24 protein-coding genes are annotated in these 25,987 nt (G+C 42.9%); 8 read left to right on the top strand and 16 right to left on the bottom strand.

All coding sequences use genetic code 11. The features are described 5' to 3' along the window. Positions 1 to 176 precede the first annotated feature (176 nt). Positions 177 to 1,322 (top strand): redoxin domain-containing protein, encoded by a 1,146-nt coding sequence (locus tag AC1RM2_RS07005; protein WP_492984275.1) that lies wholly within the window; start codon positions 177 to 179, stop codon positions 1,320 to 1,322. Between the two features lie 358 nt (positions 1,323 to 1,680). Here the strand turns inward: AC1RM2_RS07005 and AC1RM2_RS07000 are convergent, their stop codons facing one another. From AC1RM2_RS07000 to AC1RM2_RS06965, 8 genes are all read right to left on the bottom strand, one after another. Further along, complete coding sequence (locus tag AC1RM2_RS07000) at positions 1,681 to 1,803, bottom strand: hypothetical protein (RefSeq protein ID WP_492984274.1); 123 nt, start codon at positions 1,801 to 1,803, stop codon at positions 1,681 to 1,683. 2 nt (positions 1,804 to 1,805) lie between these two features. After that, a complete protein-coding gene (locus tag AC1RM2_RS06995; protein ID WP_492984273.1) occupies positions 1,806 to 2,120 on the bottom strand; it encodes a hypothetical protein in 315 nt (104 codons plus the stop codon). A 171-nt stretch (positions 2,121 to 2,291) separates the two neighbouring features. Further along, entirely contained in the window at positions 2,292 to 2,597 is a 306-nt protein-coding gene (gene rpsJ / locus AC1RM2_RS06990; protein WP_022830652.1) for a 30S ribosomal protein S10, read from the bottom strand. Positions 2,598 to 2,741: 144 nt separating this feature from the next. Next, positions 2,742 to 4,853, bottom strand: a complete 2,112-nt coding sequence (gene fusA / locus AC1RM2_RS06985) for an elongation factor G (RefSeq protein ID WP_492984272.1) — start codon at positions 4,851 to 4,853, stop codon at positions 2,742 to 2,744. A 151-nt stretch (positions 4,854 to 5,004) separates the two neighbouring features. Next, positions 5,005 to 5,472 carry a 30S ribosomal protein S7 gene (rpsG, locus tag AC1RM2_RS06980; RefSeq protein ID WP_090645082.1) on the bottom strand — a complete coding sequence of 156 codons (468 nt, stop codon included), beginning with the start codon at positions 5,470 to 5,472 and terminating at the stop codon, positions 5,005 to 5,007. Positions 5,473 to 5,491: 19 nt separating this feature from the next. Further along, complete coding sequence (gene rpsL / locus AC1RM2_RS06975; RefSeq protein ID WP_090645085.1) at positions 5,492 to 5,914, bottom strand: 30S ribosomal protein S12; 423 nt, start codon at positions 5,912 to 5,914, stop codon at positions 5,492 to 5,494. A gap of 246 nt (positions 5,915 to 6,160) precedes the next feature. After that, a complete protein-coding gene (locus AC1RM2_RS06970) occupies positions 6,161 to 6,457 on the bottom strand; it encodes a type II toxin-antitoxin system RelE/ParE family toxin (protein ID WP_492984271.1) in 297 nt (98 codons plus the stop codon). Positions 6,458 to 6,466: 9 nt separating this feature from the next. After that, a complete protein-coding gene (locus AC1RM2_RS06965; protein WP_477367661.1) occupies positions 6,467 to 6,676 on the bottom strand; it encodes a hypothetical protein in 210 nt (69 codons plus the stop codon). A gap of 200 nt (positions 6,677 to 6,876) precedes the next feature. On the opposite strand from AC1RM2_RS06965, the gene AC1RM2_RS06960 reads away from it, so the two are divergent. Then, positions 6,877 to 7,197 carry a hypothetical protein gene (locus tag AC1RM2_RS06960; RefSeq protein WP_492984270.1) on the top strand — a complete coding sequence of 107 codons (321 nt, stop codon included), beginning with the start codon at positions 6,877 to 6,879 and terminating at the stop codon, positions 7,195 to 7,197. Between the two features lie 247 nt (positions 7,198 to 7,444). Here AC1RM2_RS06960 and AC1RM2_RS06955 read toward each other — a convergent pair whose 3' ends face one another. The 3 genes from AC1RM2_RS06955 to AC1RM2_RS06945 form a co-directional block, all read right to left on the bottom strand. Then, positions 7,445 to 7,633 carry a hypothetical protein gene (locus AC1RM2_RS06955; protein WP_492984269.1) on the bottom strand — a complete coding sequence of 63 codons (189 nt, stop codon included), beginning with the start codon at positions 7,631 to 7,633 and terminating at the stop codon, positions 7,445 to 7,447. 91 nt (positions 7,634 to 7,724) lie between these two features. Beyond that, a complete protein-coding gene (locus AC1RM2_RS06950) occupies positions 7,725 to 7,847 on the bottom strand; it encodes a hypothetical protein (RefSeq protein WP_492984268.1) in 123 nt (40 codons plus the stop codon). 267 nt (positions 7,848 to 8,114) lie between these two features. Continuing rightward, on the bottom strand, positions 8,115 to 8,237 hold the full coding sequence (locus AC1RM2_RS06945; RefSeq protein WP_492984267.1) for a hypothetical protein: 123 nt from the start codon (positions 8,235 to 8,237) through the stop codon (positions 8,115 to 8,117). Positions 8,238 to 8,319: 82 nt separating this feature from the next. Here AC1RM2_RS06945 and AC1RM2_RS06940 point away from each other — a divergent pair, with 82 nt between their 5' ends. Next, positions 8,320 to 10,080: a DUF885 domain-containing protein gene (locus tag AC1RM2_RS06940; protein WP_492984266.1), complete on the top strand. Its 1,761-nt coding sequence runs from the start codon at positions 8,320 to 8,322 to the stop codon at positions 10,078 to 10,080. Positions 10,081 to 10,213: 133 nt separating this feature from the next. Here the strand turns inward: AC1RM2_RS06940 and AC1RM2_RS06935 are convergent, their stop codons facing one another. Continuing rightward, on the bottom strand, positions 10,214 to 13,216 hold the full coding sequence (locus AC1RM2_RS06935; RefSeq protein WP_492984265.1) for a leucine--tRNA ligase: 3,003 nt from the start codon (positions 13,214 to 13,216) through the stop codon (positions 10,214 to 10,216). A 338-nt stretch (positions 13,217 to 13,554) separates the two neighbouring features. Here AC1RM2_RS06935 and AC1RM2_RS06930 point away from each other — a divergent pair, with 338 nt between their 5' ends. From AC1RM2_RS06930 to AC1RM2_RS06915, 4 genes are all read left to right on the top strand, one after another. Further along, the gene (locus tag AC1RM2_RS06930) at positions 13,555 to 14,346 is read left to right on the top strand and encodes a hypothetical protein (protein ID WP_492984264.1); all 792 of its coding nucleotides are present in this window, start codon (positions 13,555 to 13,557) and stop codon (positions 14,344 to 14,346) included. A 130-nt stretch (positions 14,347 to 14,476) separates the two neighbouring features. Then, entirely contained in the window at positions 14,477 to 15,742 is a 1,266-nt protein-coding gene (dctA, locus tag AC1RM2_RS06925; protein ID WP_492984263.1) for a C4-dicarboxylate transporter DctA, read from the top strand. A gap of 97 nt (positions 15,743 to 15,839) precedes the next feature. After that, positions 15,840 to 16,169 carry a hypothetical protein gene (locus AC1RM2_RS06920; protein WP_492984262.1) on the top strand — a complete coding sequence of 110 codons (330 nt, stop codon included), beginning with the start codon at positions 15,840 to 15,842 and terminating at the stop codon, positions 16,167 to 16,169. 184 nt (positions 16,170 to 16,353) lie between these two features. Next, the gene (locus AC1RM2_RS06915; RefSeq protein ID WP_492984261.1) at positions 16,354 to 17,829 is read left to right on the top strand and encodes a glycoside hydrolase family 30 protein; all 1,476 of its coding nucleotides are present in this window, start codon (positions 16,354 to 16,356) and stop codon (positions 17,827 to 17,829) included. Positions 17,830 to 18,010: 181 nt separating this feature from the next. Here the strand turns inward: AC1RM2_RS06915 and AC1RM2_RS06910 are convergent, their stop codons facing one another. The 4 genes from AC1RM2_RS06910 to AC1RM2_RS06895 form a co-directional block, all read right to left on the bottom strand. After that, a complete protein-coding gene (locus tag AC1RM2_RS06910; RefSeq protein ID WP_492984260.1) occupies positions 18,011 to 18,925 on the bottom strand; it encodes a glycerophosphodiester phosphodiesterase family protein in 915 nt (304 codons plus the stop codon). 69 nt (positions 18,926 to 18,994) lie between these two features. Beyond that, the gene (locus AC1RM2_RS06905; RefSeq protein WP_492984259.1) at positions 18,995 to 20,401 is read right to left on the bottom strand and encodes a RagB/SusD family nutrient uptake outer membrane protein; all 1,407 of its coding nucleotides are present in this window, start codon (positions 20,399 to 20,401) and stop codon (positions 18,995 to 18,997) included. Positions 20,402 to 20,419: 18 nt separating this feature from the next. After that, a complete protein-coding gene (locus AC1RM2_RS06900; RefSeq protein ID WP_492984258.1) occupies positions 20,420 to 23,917 on the bottom strand; it encodes a SusC/RagA family TonB-linked outer membrane protein in 3,498 nt (1,165 codons plus the stop codon). Positions 23,918 to 24,182: 265 nt separating this feature from the next. Then, positions 24,183 to 25,178 carry a FecR family protein gene (locus tag AC1RM2_RS06895; protein ID WP_492984257.1) on the bottom strand — a complete coding sequence of 332 codons (996 nt, stop codon included), beginning with the start codon at positions 25,176 to 25,178 and terminating at the stop codon, positions 24,183 to 24,185. A 126-nt stretch (positions 25,179 to 25,304) separates the two neighbouring features. Here AC1RM2_RS06895 and AC1RM2_RS06890 point away from each other — a divergent pair, with 126 nt between their 5' ends. Next, positions 25,305 to 25,937: an RNA polymerase sigma factor gene (locus AC1RM2_RS06890; protein ID WP_492988237.1), complete on the top strand. Its 633-nt coding sequence runs from the start codon at positions 25,305 to 25,307 to the stop codon at positions 25,935 to 25,937. The last annotated feature ends 50 nt before the right edge of the window (positions 25,938 to 25,987 follow it).

The raw sequence follows: 25,987 nt of genomic DNA, 5'->3' as shown, positions 1-25,987 counted from the left end.
GCAGAGAGCCCGGGCCGCAGGCATCGCCGTGAAAAGTTAGTATCAGGTATCAAAACAAATTGAGGCTGCTGGTAAGCTACTTTCTACAGTCAATTATGGGGCACTAGGTATGCTCCAGAAAAATTATACTTTCATTTTAAAACGGAAGAAAGTATATTTACTGAAAAGAAACTACTATGAAAAAAATTTGGCTGATTGCCTGCTGCTTGCTGCCTGTTTCGTTGCTGGCGCAGGAGAGTTTTAATATAAACGGTAGCGTAAAAGGGTTAAAAACCGGTGATAAAATTTACCTGTTTTACCAGGTTGATGGCCAAACAAAAACTGATTCGGCTATTGTGCAGGGCGGTGGATTTCAATTTACCGGCAAAATACCTCAACCAGCACAGGCAACAATATGTTTGAATAAAAACCTATTGGTGAACAGAGCTGCCAAGGGCGAGGTAGTGGATATATTTCGTTTTTATATAGAACCCGGCAAGTTGAACCTCAACGCGGCCGACTCACTTAAACATATAGCGGTTACAGGATCGAAAATAAACAATGAAAATAAAGTGTGGCAGGCACTGCGTAAGCCCGCCGAAGACAAGCTAACTACATTAGATAAAGAGTTTGCTATGCTAACCGATTCGCAAAAAAAAGATGAAAATGTTTTTAAAGGAATGATAGCCCGCGAAAAACAATATATGCAGGAGTTAAATATTGCCGGCCTGGAGTTTGCCAAAACTCATCCTGATTCGTACCTCAGTCTTCTTACATTGAAACAGGCGGCGGCAAATACAGAAACAACCGAAGCCGCGGCCCAGGCCTATCACAACCTCACGGCTTCTTTAAAAAATACGGAGATAGGGAAGAGCATTCCTTTATTGTTAGCCTCATCTGCGAAAACCAAAATTGGTAGCCCTGCAATTGATTTTACGCAAACCACTCCCGAAGGAAAGACCGTGAAATTATCTGATTTTAAAGGCAAATATGTACTGATAGATTTTTGGGCAAGCTGGTGTGGCCCGTGTCGTCAGGAAAATCCTAATGTAGTTGCCGCGTACGGCAAGTATAAAGACAAGGGTTTTGCCATATTAGGCGTGTCGCTTGATAACCCGGGTAAAAAAGACGCATGGGTGAAAGCCATAGCAGATGATAAGCTGGCCTGGACACAGGTATCGGACCTTAAGGGCTGGGATAATATTGTAGCACTACAATACGGGGTACGCAGTATCCCTACCAATTTCCTCGTAGATCCGGACGGAAAAATCATTGCCAAAGATCTAAGGAGCGAAACATTGAATACCAAACTGGCAGAATTGTTTGACGGGCCTGCAAAGTAATTGCAGGGGTATGAAAGTATCAGGTAGTTAGTATCAGGTAGCAAGACAAAAATGCTCGTTAATATTAGGAAAATAATGGCTGAAGTAAAGATATATAGCTGAAATTCTGTTAATTCTTTAATTCTGAAAATTCAGGTTCAGACAAAATTTCGCGATAGGGATCGGCGCGGATACCGGCCGGGTGGCTAAGGCCTGTGTAGTATGAGCAGAGAGCCCGGGCCGCAGGCATCGCCCTTAGTAGTAAGTAGTAAGTATCAAGTAGTAAGACTTTATTTAGCAGAACTCAATCGGTTTTTAAATTCTTCCAGGCTTACTGTTTTTCCTGCGGCTATGTCTTCTTGTCCTCTTTGGATGTTCTCTAAAACACCTGGCGGTAAAGCATCTGAACTACTTGTTCATACGGTATATCAGGCGCCTCAAAAAAGGCTACCATGGCTTTAGCTTGTTGCTCTGTGGGATATGCGATATAAGATTTCATCATGGCTATTTGATTTTCTTTATTAGGCCATGGCAGGTTTTCATAACGGTACAATCATATTTACTATCGCCAATAGCCCCCTTAACGTTATCTGTTTCGTATGCGTTGACGACTACTGAATCTGAGGCAACGGTGTTTTCTGTATAGCAGGGGCCATCTACGCGAATGGTGTCTTTGCTGGTAGTGATAACTATTGTATTGGCATGGATATGGGCATAGCCACAATATCCTTTTGTGTGCGATAATACTATACCTTTAATTGGTTGGGTTAATTTAAAGTATTGCCAATTATTTTCACATTTACCCAATGCATCGGTCATCTTGCGTATCCGGTGGGTTTCGGAACATCCAAAATAAAAGGATAGAATTGTTAATACCAAAAGCCCCTTTCGTATAGCTAAAGATAAGCTTTTAAACAAAAAAACACCACCCGAAACCGGATGGTGTTTTTTTGTATGTTGTCCCACACCTTTCAGTGGGCCGGGCATCTATCAAACTTTGATTTCAACTTCAACGCCGCTTGGCAACTCAAGCTTCATCAGGGCATCAACAGTTTTCGAGTTCGAGCTGTAAATGTCTAATAAGCGCTTGTATGAGCATAATTGAAATTGCTCACGTGCCTTTTTGTTTACGTGTGGTGAACGTAAAACGGTGAAAATTTTCTTTTCGGTTGGTAACGGAAGTGGTCCGCTAACTACAGCGCCTGTTGGCTTTACTGTTTTTACGATCTTCTCGGCAGATTTATCTACCAGGTTGTAATCGTAAGATTTTAATTTGATCCTGATTCTTTGGCTCATGTTGTTTGTTAATTAGATTACCCTAAGAGCTATTTATTAGGGTAATTGATTGTTTATTATTGTATTTGAAAATTTGGTAATTTGAAGATTTGAAAATTAAAAAGCATCCTCAAATTTTCAAATCACCCAATCTTCAAATTATTATTACGCGTTTGCAGCAGCTTTTTTGCCTTTTACTTTGGCAACTACTTCTTCCTGTACGTTACGTGGTGCTTCAGCATAGTGATCAAACTCCATGGTTGAAGTAGCACGGCCAGAGGTGATGGTACGTAACTGGGTTACATAACCAAACATTTCTGAAAGTGGTACAGTAGCTTTAATTACCTGTGCACCTGCACGTGAATCCATACCTAAAAGCTGGCCACGACGACGGTTCATGTCACCGATTACATCACCCATGTTTTCTTCAGGGGTAAGGATCTCGATTTTCATGATTGGCTCCAGCAATACTGGTTTACACCTTGGCAATGCCTCACGGTAAGCCATCTTAGCTGCTAACTCGAAAGATAGCGCATCCGAATCGACCGCGTGGAACGAACCATCAATTAAACGTACTTTTAAGCTGGTTAACGGGAAGCCGGCTAATACACCGTTTGCCATTGAAGCTGCAAAGCCTTTTTCAACAGATGGGATAAACTCGCGGGGGATTGAACCACCGCTGATTTCGTTCACAAACTGTAAACCTTCTTTACCTTCGTCATTTGGTGAAAGTATAACCTGGATATCGGCAAATTTACCACGACCACCGGTTTGTTTCTTGTAAGTTTCGCGGTGCTGAACGGTACCTGTAATTGCTTCTTTGTAAGCAACTTGTGGCGCGCCCTGGTTAACCTCTACTTTAAACTCACGTTTCAAACGGTCCATGATGATATCTAAGTGAAGCTCGCCCATACCGCTAATTACGGTTTGGCCGGTTTCTTCGTCAGATTTTACGTGGAAAGTTGGATCCTCTTCAGATAATTTACCTAAAGCGATACCTAATTTATCAACATCGGCCTGAGTTTTAGGCTCAATAGCCAAACCGATAACCGGCTCAGGGAAATTCATCGATTCAAGGATGATCGGGTGTTTCTCATCGCACAGGGTATCACCTGTTTTAATATCTTTAAAGCCTACTACCGCAGCAATATCACCTGCACCCACGTTAGGGATAGGGTTTTGCTTGTTAGCATGCATCTGGAAGATACGTGATATACGCTCTTTGTTATCTGAACGCATGTTGTGCACATATGAACCAGCCTCAAGGTTACCCGAGTATACGCGGATAAAGCACAACCTACCTACGAAAGGATCGGTTGCAATTTTAAACGCCAATGCTGCAAATGGCTCTTTTTCAGATGGTTTACGTAAAATTTCTTCGTTTGTATCAGGGTGGTGGCCTACAATACCTTCAACGTCCATTGGCGAAGGCAATAATTCCATCACGTAATCAAGCATAGTTTGTACACCTTTGTTTTTGAAAGATGAACCGCAAACCATAGGAACAATTTTAGCATCTAAAACTGCTTTACGCAATGCATCAAGCACTTCGCGCTCAGTAATTGTTTCAGGAGCATCAAAAAATTTCTCCATCAGGCTTTCGTCATACTCGGCTACTGATTCAAGCAATTTCTCTCTCCACTCTGTAGCTTCCTCGATCATATCCTCAGGGATAGGCACTTCGGTAAAGGTCATACCTTTATCATGCTCATTCCAAACAATACCTCTCCAGTTAATTAAATCAACCACACCCTGGAATTTCTCTTCAGAACCAATTGGCAATTGCAAAGGCACTGCGTTGCTGCCTAACATGCTTTTTACCTGTTTTACAACATTTAAAAAGTCGGCACCAGAACGGTCCATTTTATTAACGAAACCTATACGGGCAACGTTATAATTGTTGGCAAGTCTCCAGTTGGTTTCTGATTGTGGCTCAACACCATCAACAGCGCTGAAAAGGAACACCAAACCATCCAATACACGCAGCGAGCGGTTTACCTCAACGGTAAAATCCACGTGGCCCGGTGTATCAATAATGTTGATATGGTATTTTTGACCTCTGTAGTTCCAGTTAACTGTGGTAGCAGCAGATGTAATGGTAATACCACGTTCCTGCTCTTGCGCCATCCAGTCCATGGTAGCTGCACCTTCGTGCACTTCACCAATTTTGTGGCTTACACCAGCATAGTAAAGTATACGCTCGGTTGTGGTAGTTTTACCGGCATCAATGTGAGCGGCAATACCTATATTTCTTGTAAATCTTAGATCTCTTGACATGTTTTTTGTTTTATGATTTCACTGATTTTTTAAAAAATGATTACACTGATTTTTTTTGATTTCACCGATTGTCGGTGTAATCTTACTGAAATCAGTGTAATCTTATTATAAAATCGGTGTAATCCTTTCTATATCGGTGTAATCCTTGTAATTAGAATCTGAAGTGAGAGAACGCTTTGTTGGCTTCAGCCATTTTGTGCGTATCTTCTTTCTTTTTAACTGCTGCACCTTCACCTTTAGCTGCTGATATGATCTCGCCGGCTAATTTCTCCATCATGGTTTTTTCACCACGACGACGGGCATAGCTGATTAACCATTTCATACCTAAAGCTATTTTGCGCTCCGGACGAACTTCGGTTGGTACCTGGAAGTTAGCACCACCAACACGACGGCTTTTAACTTCAACTGCAGGCATAACATTGTTTAAAGCCTTTTTCCAGGTTTCTAAACCGCTTTCGCTGGTTTTCTTTTCAACAATATCAACTGCGTTATAAAATATAGCGTATGCGGTAGATTTTTTACCATCATACATCATGTTATTTACAAACCTTGTAACCAGGGTATCATTGAACCTTGGATCAGGAAGGATAATTCTCTTTTTTGGTTTTGACTTTCTCATTGCTTTCTATCCTCCTTAATTATTTTTTCTTCTTAGCTGGTGCGCCCTTAGTAGGTGCAGCTACCTGACCTGGTTTAGGACGTTTTGTTCCGTATTTACTACGACGTTGGTTACGGCCGGCAACACCTGATGTATCCAATGCACCACGGATGATGTGGTAACGTACACCTGGTAAATCCTTAACACGACCACCGCGGATCAAAACAATAGAGTGCTCCTGTAAGTTGTGACCTTCACCTGGTATGTAAGCATTTACTTCTTTACCGTTGGTTAAGCGCACACGGGCAACTTTACGCATTGCTGAGTTTGGTTTTTTAGGGGTAGTGGTATACACGCGTGTGCATACTCCTCTTCGCTGTGGACAGCTGTCCAACGCTGGCGACTTACTCTTGTCAACCAGAGCTACTCTACCTTTTCTAACTAATTGCTGAATAGTAGGCATTTTTTCCTTTTTGTATTTACAGTTTTATCCTTATTTTAAGGACTGCAAAGGTACGGAGTATTTTTTGATTTTCAAGGGATTGGATAGAAAAAGTTTTGTAAAGGGTTGGTTTGGTGGATGGAAGGGGGCGCTGAGGGGTAATTGATTGATATTTTAGGCGTTATGGGGGGTCTTAAGGCACTTCATCTTCATGCGGGCATTGGAATGAAGAAATCTGCAGAGTGTTAACTTAGAGCATAATAATTATCAATAAACATCATCATGCGTACCGATATCCAAAAGCAATATGATCTCCAAATTAGGATTGCCAGGATCTTTTTCAACAACAAATATAATTCGACAGTCATACCCACACGAACAAGCAAGGTATGCGGCAAGTTTACCGCTTAATTTATGTGTTCTTAATGCCGGATCATAAGCATCAGATTGCAATTTACCAAGGGCTTTGGCTATTGAAGTTTTTAAGGCCTGGTTTTTACTGGTGAACTTTTGATATGATTTTTCAAAAGCTTTTGACAATACCAGTTTTCTACCTAATTGCATGGCCTGAATTTACAGGTTATTAAGTTTAGAAATAACATCATCCGCCGAAAGGGGGACATTTTTGCCAGAGTGAAACTCTTTTAAAGACTTTTTTGCTGTTTTAGCAATCTCGTCTCTACGAGCTTCAATTTGTCGCTTTTGTAAAATTTCAAGTAGCATTTCCCTGGATGCAAAATCCAATTGCATAATATCTTCAAGTGTTGAATTGATGGTTACCATGGGTTAGTTATTTAAACAAAAATACAAAAAATCGGAGTATAGCGAATGGTTATTCATGCTCTGAATGGAAAAGGCCAGTCACCTAAACATGACTTCCGATTGGTGTGGTGAAAACCCCATGAGCAATTAAGCCGGTGATACAAGAAGTTGCCGGGTTACCTTTTTATATTGTGGGTATCAATATCAATTAATGGTTTATCATGAAAGCAATTTTACAGTTTGCCAAAGTTTACCGGTTAAGTATCATTGCTTATGTTGTTTATCTCGGCCTTTTCTTTAACCAAATTAGTGCACAACAAAGTTTCAGGGCAGCGGCAAACCATATTAATAACGGCGACCAGGTAGCGTGGGGCGAAGGAATAATGTATGGTGAGCTGCTCATATCTTCAATAGGGGCGGGGGGCGTATTTGTATGTTTGCTGATAGCTGTGACTTATAAAGACAAGCGCAAGCATTTTTTAATATTAGGTTTCCTGTTGTTAATTCCGGCAGGCTATTTCCTCGCTACGGTTTTGAATTAGCAATATTTGCAGGTTTTTCCTAAAATTCGTGGGCAATGCCTGTGGCCCGCGCTGTCTGTTCATACTGCACCGGCCTTAGCCACATTGGCCGGTATCCACGCCCATCGCTATTGCGTTTTAGGATACAAATGAATTTTTCAGGTGAGTTTATAATGGGGCAGCAACCTATATAAACAAACAAAGCGGTGATTACTCACCGCCTTGCCATCAATCACTCACAAACAATCACTCAAAAACAATCTTTTTATTAGTAGTGGTTATAGCCACCCTGGTTGTAATCATGGTCGTGGCCACGTCCGTGGTCGTCATGATCGCGGTCGTGATACCTGTCATGATGATAACCTCTTCCATATCCATCGCGTACCACACAACCCGATGATACCGATACTACTACTGCTGATATTAATAGTGCAAATGCAACAAATCTCTTTTTCATGGTGTTTAATTTTAATGGTACCTGTTAATTAAACAACGTACACATATATGACGCTTTGTTTTTGAAAAGGATTAACCGGGGTGGCATTTTATTAAAAAACCGCGTCGATGATCTGCTGGTAATAGGGTGATTCCGGGAGGGAAAACTCTTTGGCTTTCAGCATCCAGGTTTTATAATCGGCCAGGTTGCCTGTGTTTTTGTAGCAGGTTGCCATGTTAAAAGTCTACCTTGTTTTTATTGCTTGATACCTCTTAAGTGATTGAGGTACCGAAGGGACTTGTGTTGGCCAACAACAGGCACAAATATTTGGATGCGCGTAAATTGAGCTATCAGTTTAGTGTTAACTATGTTAAAGTATAAAGTTTTGATTATTAGATATTTATTAATAATATATTGAAATGTTTTAAGTTATGTTAACCCAATTATATGCGTTTGCACTGCAAAAAAGCCTTCAACTTTTTACAGTTAAAGGCTTTTTTTATTATGGCGCTGCCGGTTTTGGCGGCGGTGGCGGATGCGGCATATTCTTCGGCGGCGCGCAGCTGGTAGCTAAGGTGGCAACCATTGCCGCAAGCAACAGTATGCCGGTGAATTTCTTTTTCATAGTGGTATGTTTTATAGTTATAATATAAGTTGGCTGTTAATTGTTTTCAAAACCATTATCTTAGGTTTTCCAATCAATCATCATGAAAAAAATATCCTTGCTGATTATTCCTTTTTGCATCCTTGCAGGTTGCAAGCCTAAGCCCGCTGCCAATAACAGTGGTACAGTATCCGGCGATGCTGCCTTCCAAAAAGTTGCCGATGACTACCTCGACGGTTACCTGGCCTGGCGGCCGGCCAATGGCGTTGCCCTGGGGTATCATCAATACGATGGTAAGGTTACCGATATAAGTAAGGCATCCATCGAAAAAGAATTGGCGCGGTTAAAAGATTTCGATAGCAAATTGGACTCAGCCGATACTGCGTCCTTTAGCCCCAAAACATTTTACGATTACCGCATTTTACGGTCGGCCATTAAACAGGAACTCTGGACTTTTGAAGACCTGGGTACTTATACTAAAAACCCCATGACCTATGCCGGCGCGGTTGACGTAAGCATTTATGTAAAGCGCAATTTTGCGCCGATAGAGGATAGGGTAAAATCTATCATCGCGATAGAAAAGCAAGCCCCTAAAATGATGGCTGATGCCAAACTTAACCTGAACGATACCCTGGCGAAACCATATGTAGAAACCGCCATCCAGATAGCAGAAGGCTCTGCTGCTTTTTTAGGAGGGGACTTGAAGGTGGCCCTAAAAGATGTCAAGAACGATACGCTCATGAATACCTTCAACAAGGTTAACGTAGCTGCCATTGCAGCAGTAAATGATTTTGCCGCTTATCTGAAAAAAGTAAAATTGCCCAAAGCCAATAACAAATACGCCATTGGTACAGCCAGCTACCAAAAAATGCTGTTATACAGCGAAGGGATAAAGCTTACACCCGATAAGATATTGGAAATTGGCCTGGCCCAGTTAAAAAAAGAACAGGATTCGTTTAATGCCGCGGCCAAGGTGATTAACCCTAATAAAAAACCGGTTGACGTATATCACGATCTGCAAAAAGACCATCCAACTGCCGAAAGCCTGATCCCGGATGCTAAAAAGAATCTGGAGCAGATTCGCCAGTTTTTGATAGATAAAAACATCGTGACTATGCCATCGCAGGTGCGGGTTAAGGTAGAGGAAACACCGCAATACGCCCGAGCCACCGGTACCGCATCAATGGATACGCCCGGCCCGTTTGAAACTACCGCCACCGAGGCCTATTATTATATAACCCCTGTAGACCCTAAATGGACGGCCCAGCAAAAAGAAGATTGGCTGAAACAGTTTGACTATTACACTACCGACAATGTAACCATCCACGAAGCCTACCCCGGCCATTATACCCAGTTTTTGCACCTGAATGCATCATCGGCAACCAAAATTGAAAAGATCTTCGGCAGCTATGCTTTTGTGGAAGGCTGGGCCCACTATTGCGAAAAAATGATGGCCGATGAAGGCTACGGCCACAATGGCGACACGGTAAAGGCAGCCAAATACCGCCTGGCACAATCGGGCGATGCCTTGCTGAGGCTTTGCCGCTTATGTGTATCCATCAAAACCCATACCGAGGGCATGAATGTAGATGAGGCCACCAAATTTTTCATGAACAACTGGTACCAGGGCGATAAACCATCGCGCCAGGAGGCCATACGCGGTACCTTTGATCCGGGCTACCTGTTTTATACCATTGGCAAACTGGAAATCCTGAAGCTACGCGATGATTACCAAAAACAGGAAGGTGCCAATTACTCCCTCAAAAAATTTCATGATGCCGTACTTGACCACGGCATGCCGCAAATTGGTATGCTAAGAGAAATTATGCTGAAAGACAAAAGCACTTGGGGCGATGTGCTTTAGGAGGCTGAAAGCCTTTTAATAAAAAGAGAATGTCATCGTAGCCGAGGCCGCGATGACATTCTCTTTTTATTCTCATTTTAATTCATCATCTGCACATCTGAAATTTGCACATCTGCACATCCAAAGCGGGGACCTACACCACCATATTCACAATCCTGCCTTTAACCACAATCACCTTTTTAGGTGCTTTGCCGTCAAGGTATTTTTGTACATCGGGGTTGGCCAATACTGTCTCTTCTATCTCCTTTACCTCCAGGCTTAGCGGAATATTAAGGTTCATTTTCATTTTACCGTTGATAGATATTGGGTAAGCAAAATCATCCTCAATTAAATAAGTGCTGTTGAACTTAGGGAACGGCGCGTAAGATAAGGTACCGGCCGGGTTACCCAGTAAAGTCCATAACTCCTCGCAAATGTGAGGGGCATACGACGACAAAATGATTACCATATCCTGCAATACCGCACGATTATTACATTTTAAATCGGTTAACTCATTTACAGCTATCATGAAACTGGAAACCGAAGTATTGAACGAAAAACGCTCGATATCTTCCTCTACCTTGCGGATGATCTTATGTAATGATTTCAACTCTGCTTTTGAAGGCTCGGCACCCGATACGCTAAATTCCCAGGCGTCGTTATGGAACAACCGCCAGAATTTACGCAGGAATTTAAATACACCTTCGATGCCGTTGGTATTCCATGGTTTGCTTTGCTCCAGCGGGCCAAGGAACATCTCGTACATACGCAGGGTATCGGCACCGTAACGACCGATGATCTCATCTGGATTAATTACATTCCATTTTGACTTAGACATTTTCTCCACCTCTGGCTTAGTGAAGAATTTGTCACTTCCTGGATGATCTTTAAATGGACTGAATTTTCCTTCTAACCAGAACCCTCCACTACATAGGAATATGTCTTTTTCATATTCAGGCCGCCATTTAACGTATTTTTCAATGTTAAGTTCATTCTTTTCATTCACCATTGATACGTCGACATGCCACTCTCCAGTTTGATACAAAATATTATTAGGGATCGTGGATTCTATTTCTTTTTTTACGTCGCCGCTTATTAGCAATCTTCGTGTTTCGTCTCCAAAGTATAATTGATATTCACCTAAAAAATGAATATTTGAAGCAGTAACGCCGTGGTCATGGCCCGAAATACTTATTTTTTGAGATACACCCTGTATCATCCCCTGGTTAATCAGCTTTTTGAAAGGTTCTTCCTCTCCCACCTTACCAATATCCTTCAAAAACTTGTTCCAAAAACGGCTATACAACAAGTGGCCTGTAGCGTGCTCGCTGCCACCGATGTATAAATCAACATCCTTCCAATAAGCGATAGCTTCCGGCGAAGCAAACTCTTTATCATTGTGCGCATCCATATAACGGAACCAGTACCAGCTTGAGCCAGCCCAGCCAGGCATAGTGCTTAGCTCGTATTCTCCTTCAGGATGTTTCCATCCTTCAGCGCGACCCAAAGGCGGCTCGCCCGATTCTGTTGGCAAATATTTATCTACTTCAGGCAATAGCAATGGTAAATGACTTTCTTCAATTAAATAAGGCAAACCATCTTTAAAATAAACCGGCACAGGTTCGCCCCAGTAGCGCTGGCGGCCAAAAATGGCATCGCGCATCCTGAAATTGATTTTTGCCTTACCGGCGCCAACCTCTTCCAGTTTGGCAATAACGGCCGCGGTACCTGCTTTATAATCCAACCCGTTCATGAATTCCGAGTTGATATAGGTGCCTTCCTTGGTTGGGTCGGCTTCGGTGTCTATTTTTTGGGTGTCAAGAATCTGTACTATCGGTAAGTCAAAATGTTTGGCAAATAAATAGTCACGCTGATCACCGGATGGCACAGCCATAACCGCGCCTGTTCCGTAACCAGCCAGTACGTAATCGGCAATCCAGATAGGGATTTGCTGGCCGTTTAATGGGTTTAAAACGTAGCTGCCGGTAAAGGCGCCCGATACAGTTTTGGCATCAGCCATCCTGTCAAGCTCCGATTTCTTTTTGGTTACCGCTATATAGGCATCAATATCAGCCTTTTGTTCTGGTGTGGTTAAACTGGCCACCAACTCATGCTCGGGCGCTATCACCACAAATGTTACCCCGAAAATGGTATCCACACGGGTGGTGAAAACCTCTATGAAAGCCCCACCCAAACCCTCCCCGGTAGGGAGGGCTTTTGAAAAACCGGCAGATGCAGCTAAAGTCTCCCCTACCGGGGGAGATTTAGAGGGGGCTGCTGCAATAGGAAACTTTACCGACGCACCAGTGCTTTTACCAATCCAGTTGCGTTGCATTTCTTTCAAGGGTTCCGGCCAGTCAATCGTGTCCAGGCCTTGCAACAATCTTTCGGCATAGGCGGTGATGCGCATGCTCCATTGCATCATCTTTTTTTGCTCAACGGGGTAGCCGCCGCGCTCGCTAAATCCGTCTTTTACCTCATCGTTGGCCAATACAGTACCTAAGGCGGGGCACCAGTTTACGGTACTTTCGCGCAGGTAGGTAAGGCGATATTTCAATAGTTCGGCCTGCTGGTCCTGGTTGCTCATCGTTTTCCATTCGGCGGCAGTAAAACTCAATATTTCTTCATCGCACACCGCATTAATACCGGCCGACCCGTTTTGCTCAAAATGTTCAACCAGTTTGGCAATGCTTTCTGCTTTATCAGCATTCTTATTATACCAGCTGTTAAACAGCTGCATAAAAATCCATTGGGTCCATTTATAATAATCGGGCGAACTGGTGCGCACTTCGCGGCTCCAGTCGAACGAGAAGCCAATCTGGTCCAGCTGGCGGCGGTAGGTAGCAATATTTTCTTCGGTAGTTACCGCCGGATGCTGCCCCGTTTGTATGGCATATTGCTCGGCCGGTAAGCCAAAGCTGTCGTAACCCATGGGGTGCAACACGTTAAAACCTTTAAGGCGTTTGTAACGTGCAAAAATATCAGATGCAATATAACCCAGCGGATGGCCCACATGCAGCCCCGCACCCGATGGGTATGGGAACATATCCAGCACATAATACTTGGGTTTGGTGCTTTTATCTTCAGCTTTAAACGTATTGTTCTGGGCCCAAAACTGCTGCCACTTTTGCTCTATATCTTTAAATTGATAGTCCATTTTGTTGGTTATACGTATGAGGTTGCGAAATTAAGAAAATCTCTATTAGTATGGTAGTTTATTGGCGATTAGTTGATTGCTATAAAAATTAATACAAAAAACGGCAGGCGGGTGTTACTTATTGATGTTCGCTTTCGTAATGATAATTAACAACATAAGGGCTATCGGTAAAATTTTGCGCTGAAAGCGTTTTTGCCGTGTGAAAATATTAGGGCTATTTACAAGCCACTTCGCTAATGAGTTGATAGTGATGTGAATATATGTTAATAAATTACCCCAACTTATTTTACAATTAGCCGTAATAGAGTTAAATTTGCATCAATATTTAAAACTTAAACATGAAACACAATTACAAGCTTACCCTGATAGCCGTTGCGGCTATTGTGCTAACCTATTTTGGTTGCAGCAAATTAAAAGAAGATAACACTCCTGTAAACACGGCTGATCCGACATTGGTGAGCACAGAGATTGCTTCAAACCTTAGCCAGGCTTTATATGGCGAGCAAGGCGGCTTCAGCATTTCTGACGGGTTGGATTATCCATCAAACATTGTTTTTAAGTCCAAAGGTAAAGCAAGGATCGAATCTGCGAGCAATTTTGGCTGCGGTTTCAAGATCGATACTACCTTTTCGCTAAAATTGGGCGATAGCGATACTTCAAAACTCGACCTTTGGGAAAAAATCAAATACGAAGTTTTATGTACCAACAGCAAGCCGTCGAGCATCACGGTTAACGATAGTTTAAACCTGGTATTAGTTGGCGGCGGTGCCAATATCACCGAAAAATATGGCAAAAGTTTTGTTTTAAAAAGCCTTAACCCTGGTGTAAGCAATTTAAAGCTTCAGTTAGATGGTACTTTAAATGCTTATGTAAACGGTACTTATACCGAGGCCGGGAAAGCAAAAGCTATATCCGCATCTTTCAACTTTAAACTAACCGGCTTAATGATAGACCGCGCTGCCGACGCTGATATAACCGACGGCCACGCCACATTTGCTACCAAAGGTACCTATGAAGGTAAAACCTGGAACTACAGCGGTACCATTTCTTTTATAGGCAACCATAAAGCCCAGTTTAGCATTAATGGAAAAAAATACACGATAAATATTAAAACAGGCCAGGTATTATAAACAACCTTCGCTCATATGAAATCCCCGTTTGCCTTTATTTGGTAAGCGGGGATTTTTGTTAACAGGCGTTTTGAACAAACTACAACTCCAAAATCGTATACTTGTTTAATATAACACTATCTGATAGTTCATGCCAGTCAAAAAGTTCCCCCTTCAGGGGGGTAGGGGGCTTCGCCTCGTTTCAAATCTCACCTTCCAGGTGCTTGTAGCCATTGCCCTGGGCGTAGTGGTAGGCCTAAACTTTAAAGGTTTTGCGCCCACTGCCGAGTTGATCAGTATAATCTTTATCAAGCTGATAACCATGCTGATAGCGCCAATCATATTTTTCACCATTGTGCTGGGTATTGCCGGTATGAGCGATATGAAAAAGGTTGGCCGGGTAGGAGGGAAGGCTTTGCTTTATTTTGAAATAGTAACCTCTTTTGCTCTTATTATCGGTGTTACGGTTGCCAATATCATTAAACCGGGTGCCGGTTTTCAAAACCATACCCTAACCGATACAACGGGTAAACTGGCCGTGTATGAAAAAGCAGCATCTGAAATGCACTGGGGCGATTTTATAGCTCATATAGTGCCCGGCAATGTGTTTGATGCATTTGCCAAAGGCGATATTTTACAGATCCTGTTTTTTGCCATCCTGTTTGGCGTTGGCCTAAGCCGCATGGGCGAAACGGGGCAAACCGTTATCAGTTTGTTTAATAAGCTATCCAAAGTGTTTTTTAATATCATGAAAATAGTAATGAAGGTGGCCCCTTTGGGTGCTTTCGGGGGGATGGCATTTACCATCAGCAAATACGGTGTAAAAACTTTGCAGCCACTGGTTATATTAATGGGTTCGGTTTACCTTACCATGTTCCTGTTTATTTTTGTGGTGCTCAATATCATCTGCCGCATTTATAAATTCAGCCTGTGGCAGTACCTTAAATATATTAAAGAAGAAATACTGATTGTGTTAGGCACATCTTCTTCCGAATCGGCCCTGCCGGCCATGATGGAAAAGCTGGAAAAGTTTGGTTGCTCCAAATCGGTGGTTGGCCTGGTTATCCCTACAGGATATTCCTTTAATTTGGATGGTACCACTATTTACCTATCTATGTGTGTGATATTTTTGGCGCAGGTTTTTAAAGTGCCTTTGTCGCTGGCGCAGCAGTTAACCATAATAGGCATCCTCATGATTACCTCCAAGGGTGCAGCCGGGGTTACCGGCAGTGGTTTTATCGTGCTGAGCAGCACGCTCACGGCTATAAAAATTATCCCGGTAGAGGGGCTGGCCATATTGATTGGTGTGGATAGGTTTATGTCGGAAGCACGGGCTATTACCAATGTGATAGGTAACGGGGTGGCTACTATTGTAATTGCGAAGAGTGAAGGGGAGTTTAGCCCCCCGGCCCCCTGAAGGGGAAACTTTTGATTTGCCGCTTAAAAGATCCAGGCGAACACATTAATGGGCAAATACACACTATGTATACCAGTTAATGCATACCTTGCAATATATGACGGATTATATCACGCTTATTAAAGACTGGGTTATTGCCTTGGGGGAGAAGCACGAGGTTGACCCTTTGCTTATCGGTATTCTTTATTTAGTTAGTAAGATCTGTTTTTTTTCGTTCCTGGGCTGGGTCATCAAAACTTTCAGGGCCAGAAAACCTATCCTTATTCCACTGCTGCTTGCGTCGCTTAGTTTTAGCCTGCCTTATTTGTACCTCATTATTGCAGGCCGCAATATTTCCATTTGGGTATATGTGTTTATTGGTTTAATGTTTGTTTACGGAGGGTTTTCCATCTGGAAGAAAATTACCGCCAAACCAAATCCGGCTTAAGGCCTTACCAACAAATTTCGTTTGCCAATAAAATGTATCTCTTCTTTTATGAGAAATTGAATTTTTTATTTATCATTGTGTCAATAAAACACAATTAAATCTGATTAATTGTGGGCCAATTATAAATAGGCCGACTATCAAAGGGGAGTCGGTGTTAAAACGAACATAACGCATTAGTATCATCATGAAAAAAACTATCCTGTTATTGGTAAGTGTAGGCATTAGCTTGCAATCGATTGCGCAAAAAGTAACATGGGTTTCCAGCACAAAAACAGATCATTGGGCTGTTAGTAATCTGAAAGCCGGTCCTGTTGAAGGCAATGCCGCCGATGTCGAAATATTGCCGACGAGTACAAAGCAAACTATTAATGGTTTTGGCGGATGTTTTAACGAACTGGGTTACACCTCGCTGCAATTGCTGAGCGCTGCCGATAGGGAGGCTGTCATGAAAGAATTATTTGCTCCCGGTGTAGGCGCCAGTTTTACTATTTGCCGTATGCCGGTTGGGGCTAATGATTTTTCGCTCAACTGGTATTCGTATGATGAAACCGATGGCGATTTTGCACTGAAGGATTTTAGCATTGCGCATGATATGCATAGCCTTGTGCCGTTTATAAAAAATGCCCAAAAGTTTAACCCTGCCCTTAAGTTATGGGCATCGCCATGGAGCCCGCCGCAATGGATGAAAAAGAATAAGCATTATGCCGCCGCCATGATCCCTACTAAGGAGATGATAAAAAAATACGAAGAACGCGGTATAAAACTAACCGGCATGGATTTCTCAAATGCAGAGAATGGCCTGAAACCCGACCAGGTTGGTAAAGAAGGTACCGACATGTTTATTCAGGACGATCGGTATTTTAAAACCTATGCCAAATACTTTGGCAAATTTGTTGATGCCTATAAGCAGCAGGGCATTAAAATAGGCATGGTGATGCCACAAAATGAGTTTAACTCGGCACAGGTATTTCCAAGCTGCACCTGGACGGCTCATGGCCTGGCCAAATTTGTGAGCTACCTTGGCCCCCAAATGCAGCAGCGTGGCGTAAACGTATTTTTCGGAACGGTTGAACGTGCCAACGAGAAGCTGACAGACACCGTGCTAACCAGCCCCGAAAGCGCTAATTACATTAAGGGAGTGGGTTTCCAATGGGCTGGTAAAGGCGCCATAGCAGGTATTCATCAACGATATCCAAACCTTGCCTTGTACCAGAGCGAGCAGGAATGCGGCGATGGCCAAAACGATTGGAAATACTGCCGTTATACCTGGGATTTAATGAAACATTATTTTAACAGCGGCGCCAACGCTTACATGTATTGGAACATTGCGTTAAAAGAGGGTGGCATCAGCCACTGGGGCTGGCGGCAAAACTCGCTGGTGAGTGTAGATACTACCAATCGCACCTATAAGTTTAACTACGAATATTACCTGCTTAAGCACCTGAGCCATTACGTGAAACCTGGTGCAAAGCTGTTGACAGCAAGCGGCGCATTTAACAATTTGCTTGCCTTTAAAAATCCCGATAACAGCGTAGTTATCGTTATACAAAACGATGGCGAAACCGACAAGGTAGTTAACATAAAACTGGGTAATAAAACAATCAGCCCGTTATTAAAAGCTGATTCGTTTAATACGTTTTTATTGGCCGGCAGCAAGTAAGGCAGCGCCGGGTTTTGCCGGTAGCCCGTGCGTTCAACTGTTTAAATTTTGGTGAACTTAAAAAAAAATACATACTTAAAAAAAGCCGCGCAAAAATGGCGCGGCTTTGTAAATGATGTGGTAAATTATTCCAATCCACCCTCAGTTTTTAGGCGCTTAAGCGCTTGGTAAAGCTGGCATGTTACTTATGCAGCTTTCGTTTACGCAGATAGGCCAGCAGCTCCTTAGGCCTGTCGGTTTGTATCATGGTAGCGCCGTGGGCTATGATCCAGTCCCAGCTGTCTTTGATATTGCCATCGTCTACAGCGGTATCATCATCATGGCCTCCGTTAAGGCTGGCCCATAACGAGTTGATCCATATTTTTGAGCCATGTTGGTTAATGAACCGGCTATCGGTTAAAACCGAGGACGTATCTTTTTTAAAGTTGAGCTCGAACGCAACGGGTTTTATTTGTTTTTGATACTCGCTGATGATGGCCCTGGCTGCAGGCTGATCTAAAGAAACTACCGGCATAAAAACGATGCTATCCAACAGTGCCGGGTATCGTTTACGTACCTCAGGATAGGTGGCATCAGTTTTAAAAATGGCCTGCTGCAGGGTGCCGGTTCTTTTTAAAATGTTGTAAGCCTGTGTATAATAATCGTAGCTTTTATCAAGGTTTACCAATACTTTACCTTTGGCAAGCAGCATTACTTCCTCAAGTGTTGGGATGGTTTGTTTGGTTACCCGGCCCAGAGCATTTTTAAGGTGGAATTTTTTAAGTTCGGCCAGGGTATAATCGCCAGGTTTGCCTTTGCCATCGGTAGTACGGTCGATAGTCCAATCGTGCATAATCACAATTACACCATCGCTGGTGGTGTTTAAATCAATTTCTATTACATCAACCCCCATATCAATAGCGTACTGGTATGCCTGCAGGGAGTTTTCGGGTGCGTTGCGCCAGTCGCCGCGGTGAGCGGTTACCATAACACTTTTATCAGCCGGGCGATGTAGCTGGGTGGCAATGTATTGCAGCTGTGCGCTGCTCTGCCCAAAACCTTCGCTTGCGACTAATTGCAGCCCTGCGATGATGATTAATTTTAAAAGCTTTTTCATTTATCTGAGGTGTAATTTAATGAAAGCGACCGGCAGGCCTGCCGGTCGCTTTAAAATTTATTTTAATGTTTAATAACCAGGGTTTTGAGGAAATGTAGCCGGATTATTCATAATATTTATTTCCGTTTGCGGGATGGGGTACAAAAACTGGTAAGGCGGAACAGTCAGTTTAGTTAAGCCGGAGTTTTGCAGCGCGGCGATGGCGGTATTGGTGCGCACCAGGTCGAACCATCGCTGTAATTCAAGCGGCATTTCCAGGCGGCGCTCCTGCAGTACAGCAGTACGGAAACTCGCCTGGTCGGGCAGATTGGCGGCTGTAAATGTTGTGGCGTTGGCCCTTGTCCTCACGGCATTAAGATAAACAAATGCGTCGCTGTTAACATCGGCATTATAAGCTACCTCGTTCAGGGCTTCGGCATACATCAGCAATACATCAGCATACCTTAAAATAATATAGTCGTTACCAAGCGTATTGTTCGATGGATCAAAGGTATCGTAATATTTTTTTACCGGCTTATTGTTGGCGTTCAGGGTAACGGTGTTCAGCAAATCGCGGCGGGTGTCTGTAGGCCCATACGCACTTAATAACAATGGATCCAAAGCCGGCTGGTTAAAGTAGGCAGCCAGGGCATGGCCCTGCCCTACCAGTGTTTTCTCATACCGTACCGCGAAAATAATTTCGGCATTCATTTTATTGGTTACGCTAAAAACATCGGCCACATTGGGCAACAAAACATATTTGTAAGCATTGCTTCCCGGCGGCACAAGGGCGGCCAGCGTGCTTACTGCCTGCGGGTATTTTTTTTCGGTAAGGTAAACCTTGCCCAACAGCGCTTTGGCCGCGCCCGATGTAGCCCTGCCAATATCTGTTTTAGCTGTGTAGCCGGCAGGCAACTGGGCAATAGCCTGGTTAAGGTCGGCTTCAATAGCGCTGTACAATTCGGTTGTTGCATTGCGGCTTAGTTTTTTAGCATCGGCAGCGGTTATTGTTTTTAACACCAGCGGGGCGGCACCCCATAAACGCACAATGTTAAAATAATGTAGCGCTCTTAAAAACCTCACCTCGCCTTCGTACTGGTTTTTTAAAGTGGCATCGGCCACCAGGCTGGTATGTTCCAAAACATTGTTGCAGCGGGCTATGGCATTGTATAACGATGCATATGCATCGTTGATGCCGGTATTATCAGCCTTGGCTAAAAAACGGTCGATATTAAAATCGCGCCCTACGTTGCCGCCGGGGTTTTGGTCTTCCACGTTATCGCCACGGGTTTCCATCATGGTAATAAACCTGTCCTGGTACATGGTTTGATCCTGCAGGGCGGCGTAGCTGGCTGTTACGGCATTGGCAACATCGGCAGCCGATTTAAAAAAACTGGCATCGGTAACCTGCGATTGTGGTGTAAGATCAATAAACTGCTTGGTGCATGACAGCAGCAGGGTACTGCTTAATATAATGGTAACGAATATCTTTTTCATTGTTGTTTGCTGTAAATGTTAAAACTTAAGGTTGATACCCAACAGGAAGGTTTTTGATAAAGGGTACGACCCATAATCCACCCCTGGCGTTAAAGGGCTGTTATTGGCAGCTATAGGGTTGTTGCCTGTATCGTTGCTCACCTCGGGGTTATAGCCGTTGTATTTGGTAAACGTGAACAGGTTTTGCCCGGTAACATAAATCCTTAAACCCGCGATCCCTGCTTTTTTAATAAGCTCCTGCGGAACGGTTACACCTAAAGTAATATCCCTGATGCGCAGGTACGAACCATCGGACAGGTGATAGGTTGAAATCTGCGCGTTTAAACCTGTTGCACTCCGGTTTAACCTTGGCACAAAACCGTTGCCTGGCTGGGCCGGCGAAACGTACCTGTTATCGTAAATCAGCGGCGATGAATTTCCATAACCTTCGGTTGAGCTATAATGCCTTTGCCCTATATTGGCTACCGTATTACCAAACAAACCCTGCGCGGCTACGCTTAAATCAACGATGCCATATTGCAGTTGGGTTGAAAAACCGTAGGTAAATTTGGGCATGTAATTACCGGTGATGGCTTTATCATTGCCATCAATAATGCCATCGCCGTTGATGTCTTTATACTTCATATCGCCGGGCTTGGCTCCCGGTACTTTTGCAGGGGTGTTGTCAATATCCGCCTGGTCTTTATAAATCCCGGTTTGTACCAGGGTATAATAATTGCCAATTGGCTTGCCTACCTGCGTAATAAAGTAAATAGTGTTTTCGGCCTGTGTAACGATAGACTTAACGCCACCTAAATCGATCACCTTATTAATGTTTCTCGAAAAATTAGCGCTGTTGGATATTTTTAGCTTACCAATCTGGTTGCTGCTGCTTAACGATACTTCGAAACCGCGGTTATTAACCTTACCAACATTAACCAGGTTGGTGGTGTAGCCTGTACTTTGCGGTACCGGCACGTTTAGCAGCAGGTTGGTGGTGTTGTTATTATAAACATCTATAGTAGCAGTAAGAGCATCATGAAAAAGGCCTATATCGGTTCCGACATTGATGGCCGATGTTTTTTCCCAGCCCAGGTTGGGGTTGCTGGCCGTTGACTGGTATAAACCGGTTGATAACGCGGTGCCGCCTGCCGGACCATAAACATAGTTAGCCGGCGAGTAGCTGGCCAGGTATGAGTAATTACCTATCTGAAAATTACCCGTAACACCATAGCTTGCCCTTAACTTAAACGAACTGATGGCTTTAACATTTTTCATAAAATCCTCATCGCTAATGATCCAGCCCGCTGATGCTGATGGGAAATAACCATATTTATTGTTGGCGCCAAACCTTGATGAACCATCCCGGCGGATAGCGCCCGAAAGCAAATAACGGCCCTTGTAGCTGTATTGAACCCTGCTTAATGCCGATAGCAGCGACCACTCCTGTATAGCAGATGTAAAACCGGTAATACTGGTGGCACCATTTAAAGTTTGCACAATATCTGTAGGATAACCGGTTGCCGATATGGCACTTGAATTACTCCGTTCTTTTTGCGCGGTATAGCCCAATATGGCTTTGATGGAGTTATTGCCAAAGGTTTTGTTGTACGACAAGGTATTTTCAACCAGCCAGTTGGTAATACCGGCGGTTATATAATTACCGGTAGGTATTGATGGCGTAAGCCTGGTAATTGGGTTGGGCAAGGTTGATGGGCGATAGGTGCTCCTGGAAAAATCGCTGATATCTGCACCCGCCGAGATCTTATACTTCAGGTCTTTTAATATTTCATATTCGGCAAAAATGTTTGCTAACAGCTTTTTTTCATAGGTCCTGTCTTTTTTTAACATGGCCAGGGCAACCGGGTTAAGTACACCAGGCTGCGAGTATTGCCATTTATACTGATCGTAGTTATAGGAACCATCGGCATTATATACCGGGAAAAACGGTGATGCTACCAGCGCCGCCGAAATAATATTTTCGGAGTTATCATTAAACCTGCCTTCGGTAGGTAAGTAATTGTAAATACCATAATCATAGTTAATTCGGGTGCCTAATCTTAACTTGTCGTAATGTGCATCAAGGTTTACCCTGCCTGTATATTTCTTGTAGCCCGAGTTGATGACAACGCCATCCTGATCAAGATAATTACCAGAAATGTAGTAGCTTATTTTATCTGATCCGCCGGCTATTGACAAGGTATGGCTTTGCATTGGCGCCTGGTGAAAAATCTGGTTCTGCCAATCAATATTAGTTAAGCCCGGCTGTTTGTTTAAATAAGGCGAAATTTCCGGAGGCAGTAAATAAGCAAGGCTTGTATTGGTTGCTGCCGCACCTAATTTGCTCAGGCGGGTGGCATTATCATCAGTAGCGCTGCCGGTAAGGCCTTTACTTGCCAAAAAATCAAAGTAGGTGTTATTATGTGCGTTATAAATCAAATCGGCATATTGATAAGCATCAAGCCGTGGTATTTTTTTGGTAACCGACTGGATGCCATAATAGCTGTTTAAACTGATGGCCGGTTTATCTTTATTACCTTTTTTGGTGGTGATAATAACCACACCATTTGACCCGCGCGAACCATATATAGCCGCCGCCGAAGCATCTTTTAACACATCAATACTTTCAATATCATTTACGTTGATAGCGTTTAAAGGGTTTACTTTAAAACCCGGCCCGTTAACATCATTATCAGATAAGGGCACCCCATCAACCACATACAAAGGATCGCTGCCCGATGTTACGCTGCCGCGGCCCCTGATGGCTATAGCTATGCCTGCGCCCGGCGCACCCGCGGGTTGTAAAACCTGCACACCTGCCAGTTTACCGGTTAAAGCTTTATCAAGTCCGGTTGATGGGAAGTTATTGATTTGCCCGGCGCCTAATGAGGCAACCGAAGTGGTGATATCCTTTTTGTTTTGGGTGCCGTAGCCCACTACAACCACATCTTTTAACTGGTTGGTCGAGGGCTTTAAAGCTACGTTAATAACGGTTTGCCCGTCAATTGGCCTTTCTGATTTTTCATAGCCCACAAAATAAAATACCAGCGTATTGTTTGCATCGGTTTTGATATGAAAATTACCATCAGTATCGGATATGGTCGTTTTATTATCCTCTTTCACCGTTACAGTAACGCCCGGCAGGGGCAGGCCTTTTTCGTCAATTATTTTGCCGCTTATGTTTATGGGGTTGGGTTTCCGTGTGACTTTTGGTTTGGCTTCTTTATCAATAAGAATATTATCGCCAAGCTGTTTAAAGCCAAGTTTTTTGGGTCCAAGCAACTCTTTCAAAACCTGGTCGACTGCAGCGTTTTTTACCGATAGTTTTTTTACCTGCTGATCTTTAACCTGGATACTTGGGTATACAAAATGAAAACTGGTTAGCTTTTCAATTCTGCTTAATACATCAGCCAGCGGTTCGTTTTTTACATCGATACTAATTTTAACTTCCTTGAGCGCCTGTGCGTCGCTGGTATGCGCTAATAACGTTAGTGCGCTTGCACACACGGTTATTAAAACAATTAAAGAAATTTTCATTGCTTGAATCAGGGTTTTAAAGGCATACGTAGGTGAAGTTTCATCCGCGTTATTGCAATACGATGCCGGTGCATTTCTTTTTAAAAGAAATTTCATAAATTTGATAGATTTTAAATGTTTAAATGCTAATAGTTAAAGTCATTTTAAAACCGTTTTGTCTCGACCACAAAGCGGTTTTGTTTTTTAAAGCCTTGCTTTATATTTTCTTTATAGCGTTACAGGTAATCGTCTTTGTTCATAATCATTTTATTTAATGGTTATCAATTTATTCCTTACATCCTGTTCCTGAGAACGTAACGGTTTTTTCCTTATCGTTTACACTATAAACGATGTTGCTGATGGCCTTTAATACTTTAAGTAAATCGAGAAGCTGAATTTTATTATTAAAGCTTGCGGTATAACGGCAGTTTTTTAACCCTTTGTTATCAAAACTAAAAGTGTATCCATACCACTGCGAAAGCCTGATAGCGATATCCTGCAAGGTTTGATCTGAAAATTGAAGTTTGCCATCTTTCCAGCTCATCAACGCCTGTGCATCAACATCCGATAATTTGCTTTGCCCGGTAGCCGGCAGGTAGGTAATTTGTTTGCCCGGCGTAATTAAACCCAAAACGCGCGGCCCGGCGGCCACCTGTACTTTTCCCCTTATAACAGTTACTGCATTACTACCCGCGTTTTTGTAAGCCGCTACCGAAAAAGCAGTACCCAATACCGTAGTAGTTAATTTTGCCGTATGTACAATAAATGGCCTTGCAACATTGTGTTTCACGTCAAAAAAGGCTTCGCCGCTCAAATAAACATCGCGGGTGGCAGCAGTTAAACTTTCGGTATATTTTAAGCTGCTGCCGGCATTTAGCCAAACAGACGAACTATCGGCAAGTATAATATGCAAGGTATGCCCGGTTGCTGCAGTTACCATTTTAAACACAACTTTTTGCGAAGTATTGATTTTTTGATAAATAACTATGGTAATGCTCAAAAAAAGCATCAGGCTTGCCGCAATGGATAAAGGCTTAAGATATCTTATAATACCGGCTTTTTTAGGAACTGCCCGGTTTTTGCTTAACAATGCTATTTTATTTTCAACCGCTTTTAACGATTCCTTTGCCGATAGGGCTATTTTCCCGGCATCGTTATTATAAAATTCCGGCAGATTTTCGCCCAGGGCTTTGTAATACTGCTCAACCAATAGTTTTTCCTCTGCCGTACATTTTCCGGAAAGGTATTTTTCAATTAATATATCCCACTGATCATCGTGCATTACTTGTCTGTTTTGTAAGCTATATTGCGCTTGCCGCCTGCTACCGCCAGTGCTAAATGAAATATATTTTTGTTTACCTTAATTTAATATATATTTAACGCCAGTAAACCAATTACTTAACGGCATATCAATACTTTTACGGCAACTCAAATTAAAGTTATCAGCGCGCTGCAAAACCATACCGACAATGAACTTATCGGCCTTATAGCTAAGGACGACAGGGCAGCATTTACCGTAATTTATTTCAGGTATTACGAGATGCTGAGCCGGTCGGCCTTTAAAAGGCTGCAAAATGAAGCTATTGTTGAAGAATTAGTGCAGGATGTTTTTGTAAACCTTTGGATAAAAGCTGATGAACTGGAACATGATGGCAACGTAAAAGCTTATTTGTTTGCTACACTTAGAAACAAAGTACTGCATGAGCTGCGTTCATGCATGGTTGTTGCCAAACACGCCCGAGTTATTGCCCAAAGTGATGAAACCTATGCTGAAGATTTTTCTGAAGTATTGCAAGCCAGACAAATGGAGCAAAAATTTCAATTAATGGTAAAGGAATTACCGCCCCAATGCAGAGAAGCATTTACGTTGAGCCGATTTGAAAACCTATCGTATAAATCTATAGCCCAAAAAATGAATATTTCGGTCAATACGGTCGAAAAGCATATTGGGAAAGCGCTCTCCATCATGCGTCAAAAGTTTAAAGAATTTGATCTTATTTCAATTGCCGTGTTTGCATTTATATGGCATTGCTGTAATTAAACTAAAAAGGAGTAGGTTAAATCTGCCTGTTGCCATTGGCGTACAATACT

It is taken from the genome of Mucilaginibacter sp. GW822-FHT03E02 (assembly GCF_058801545.1).
The sequence above is the reverse complement of the archived record's forward strand: the minus strand, read 5'-3'. Positions and strand labels throughout refer to the sequence as shown.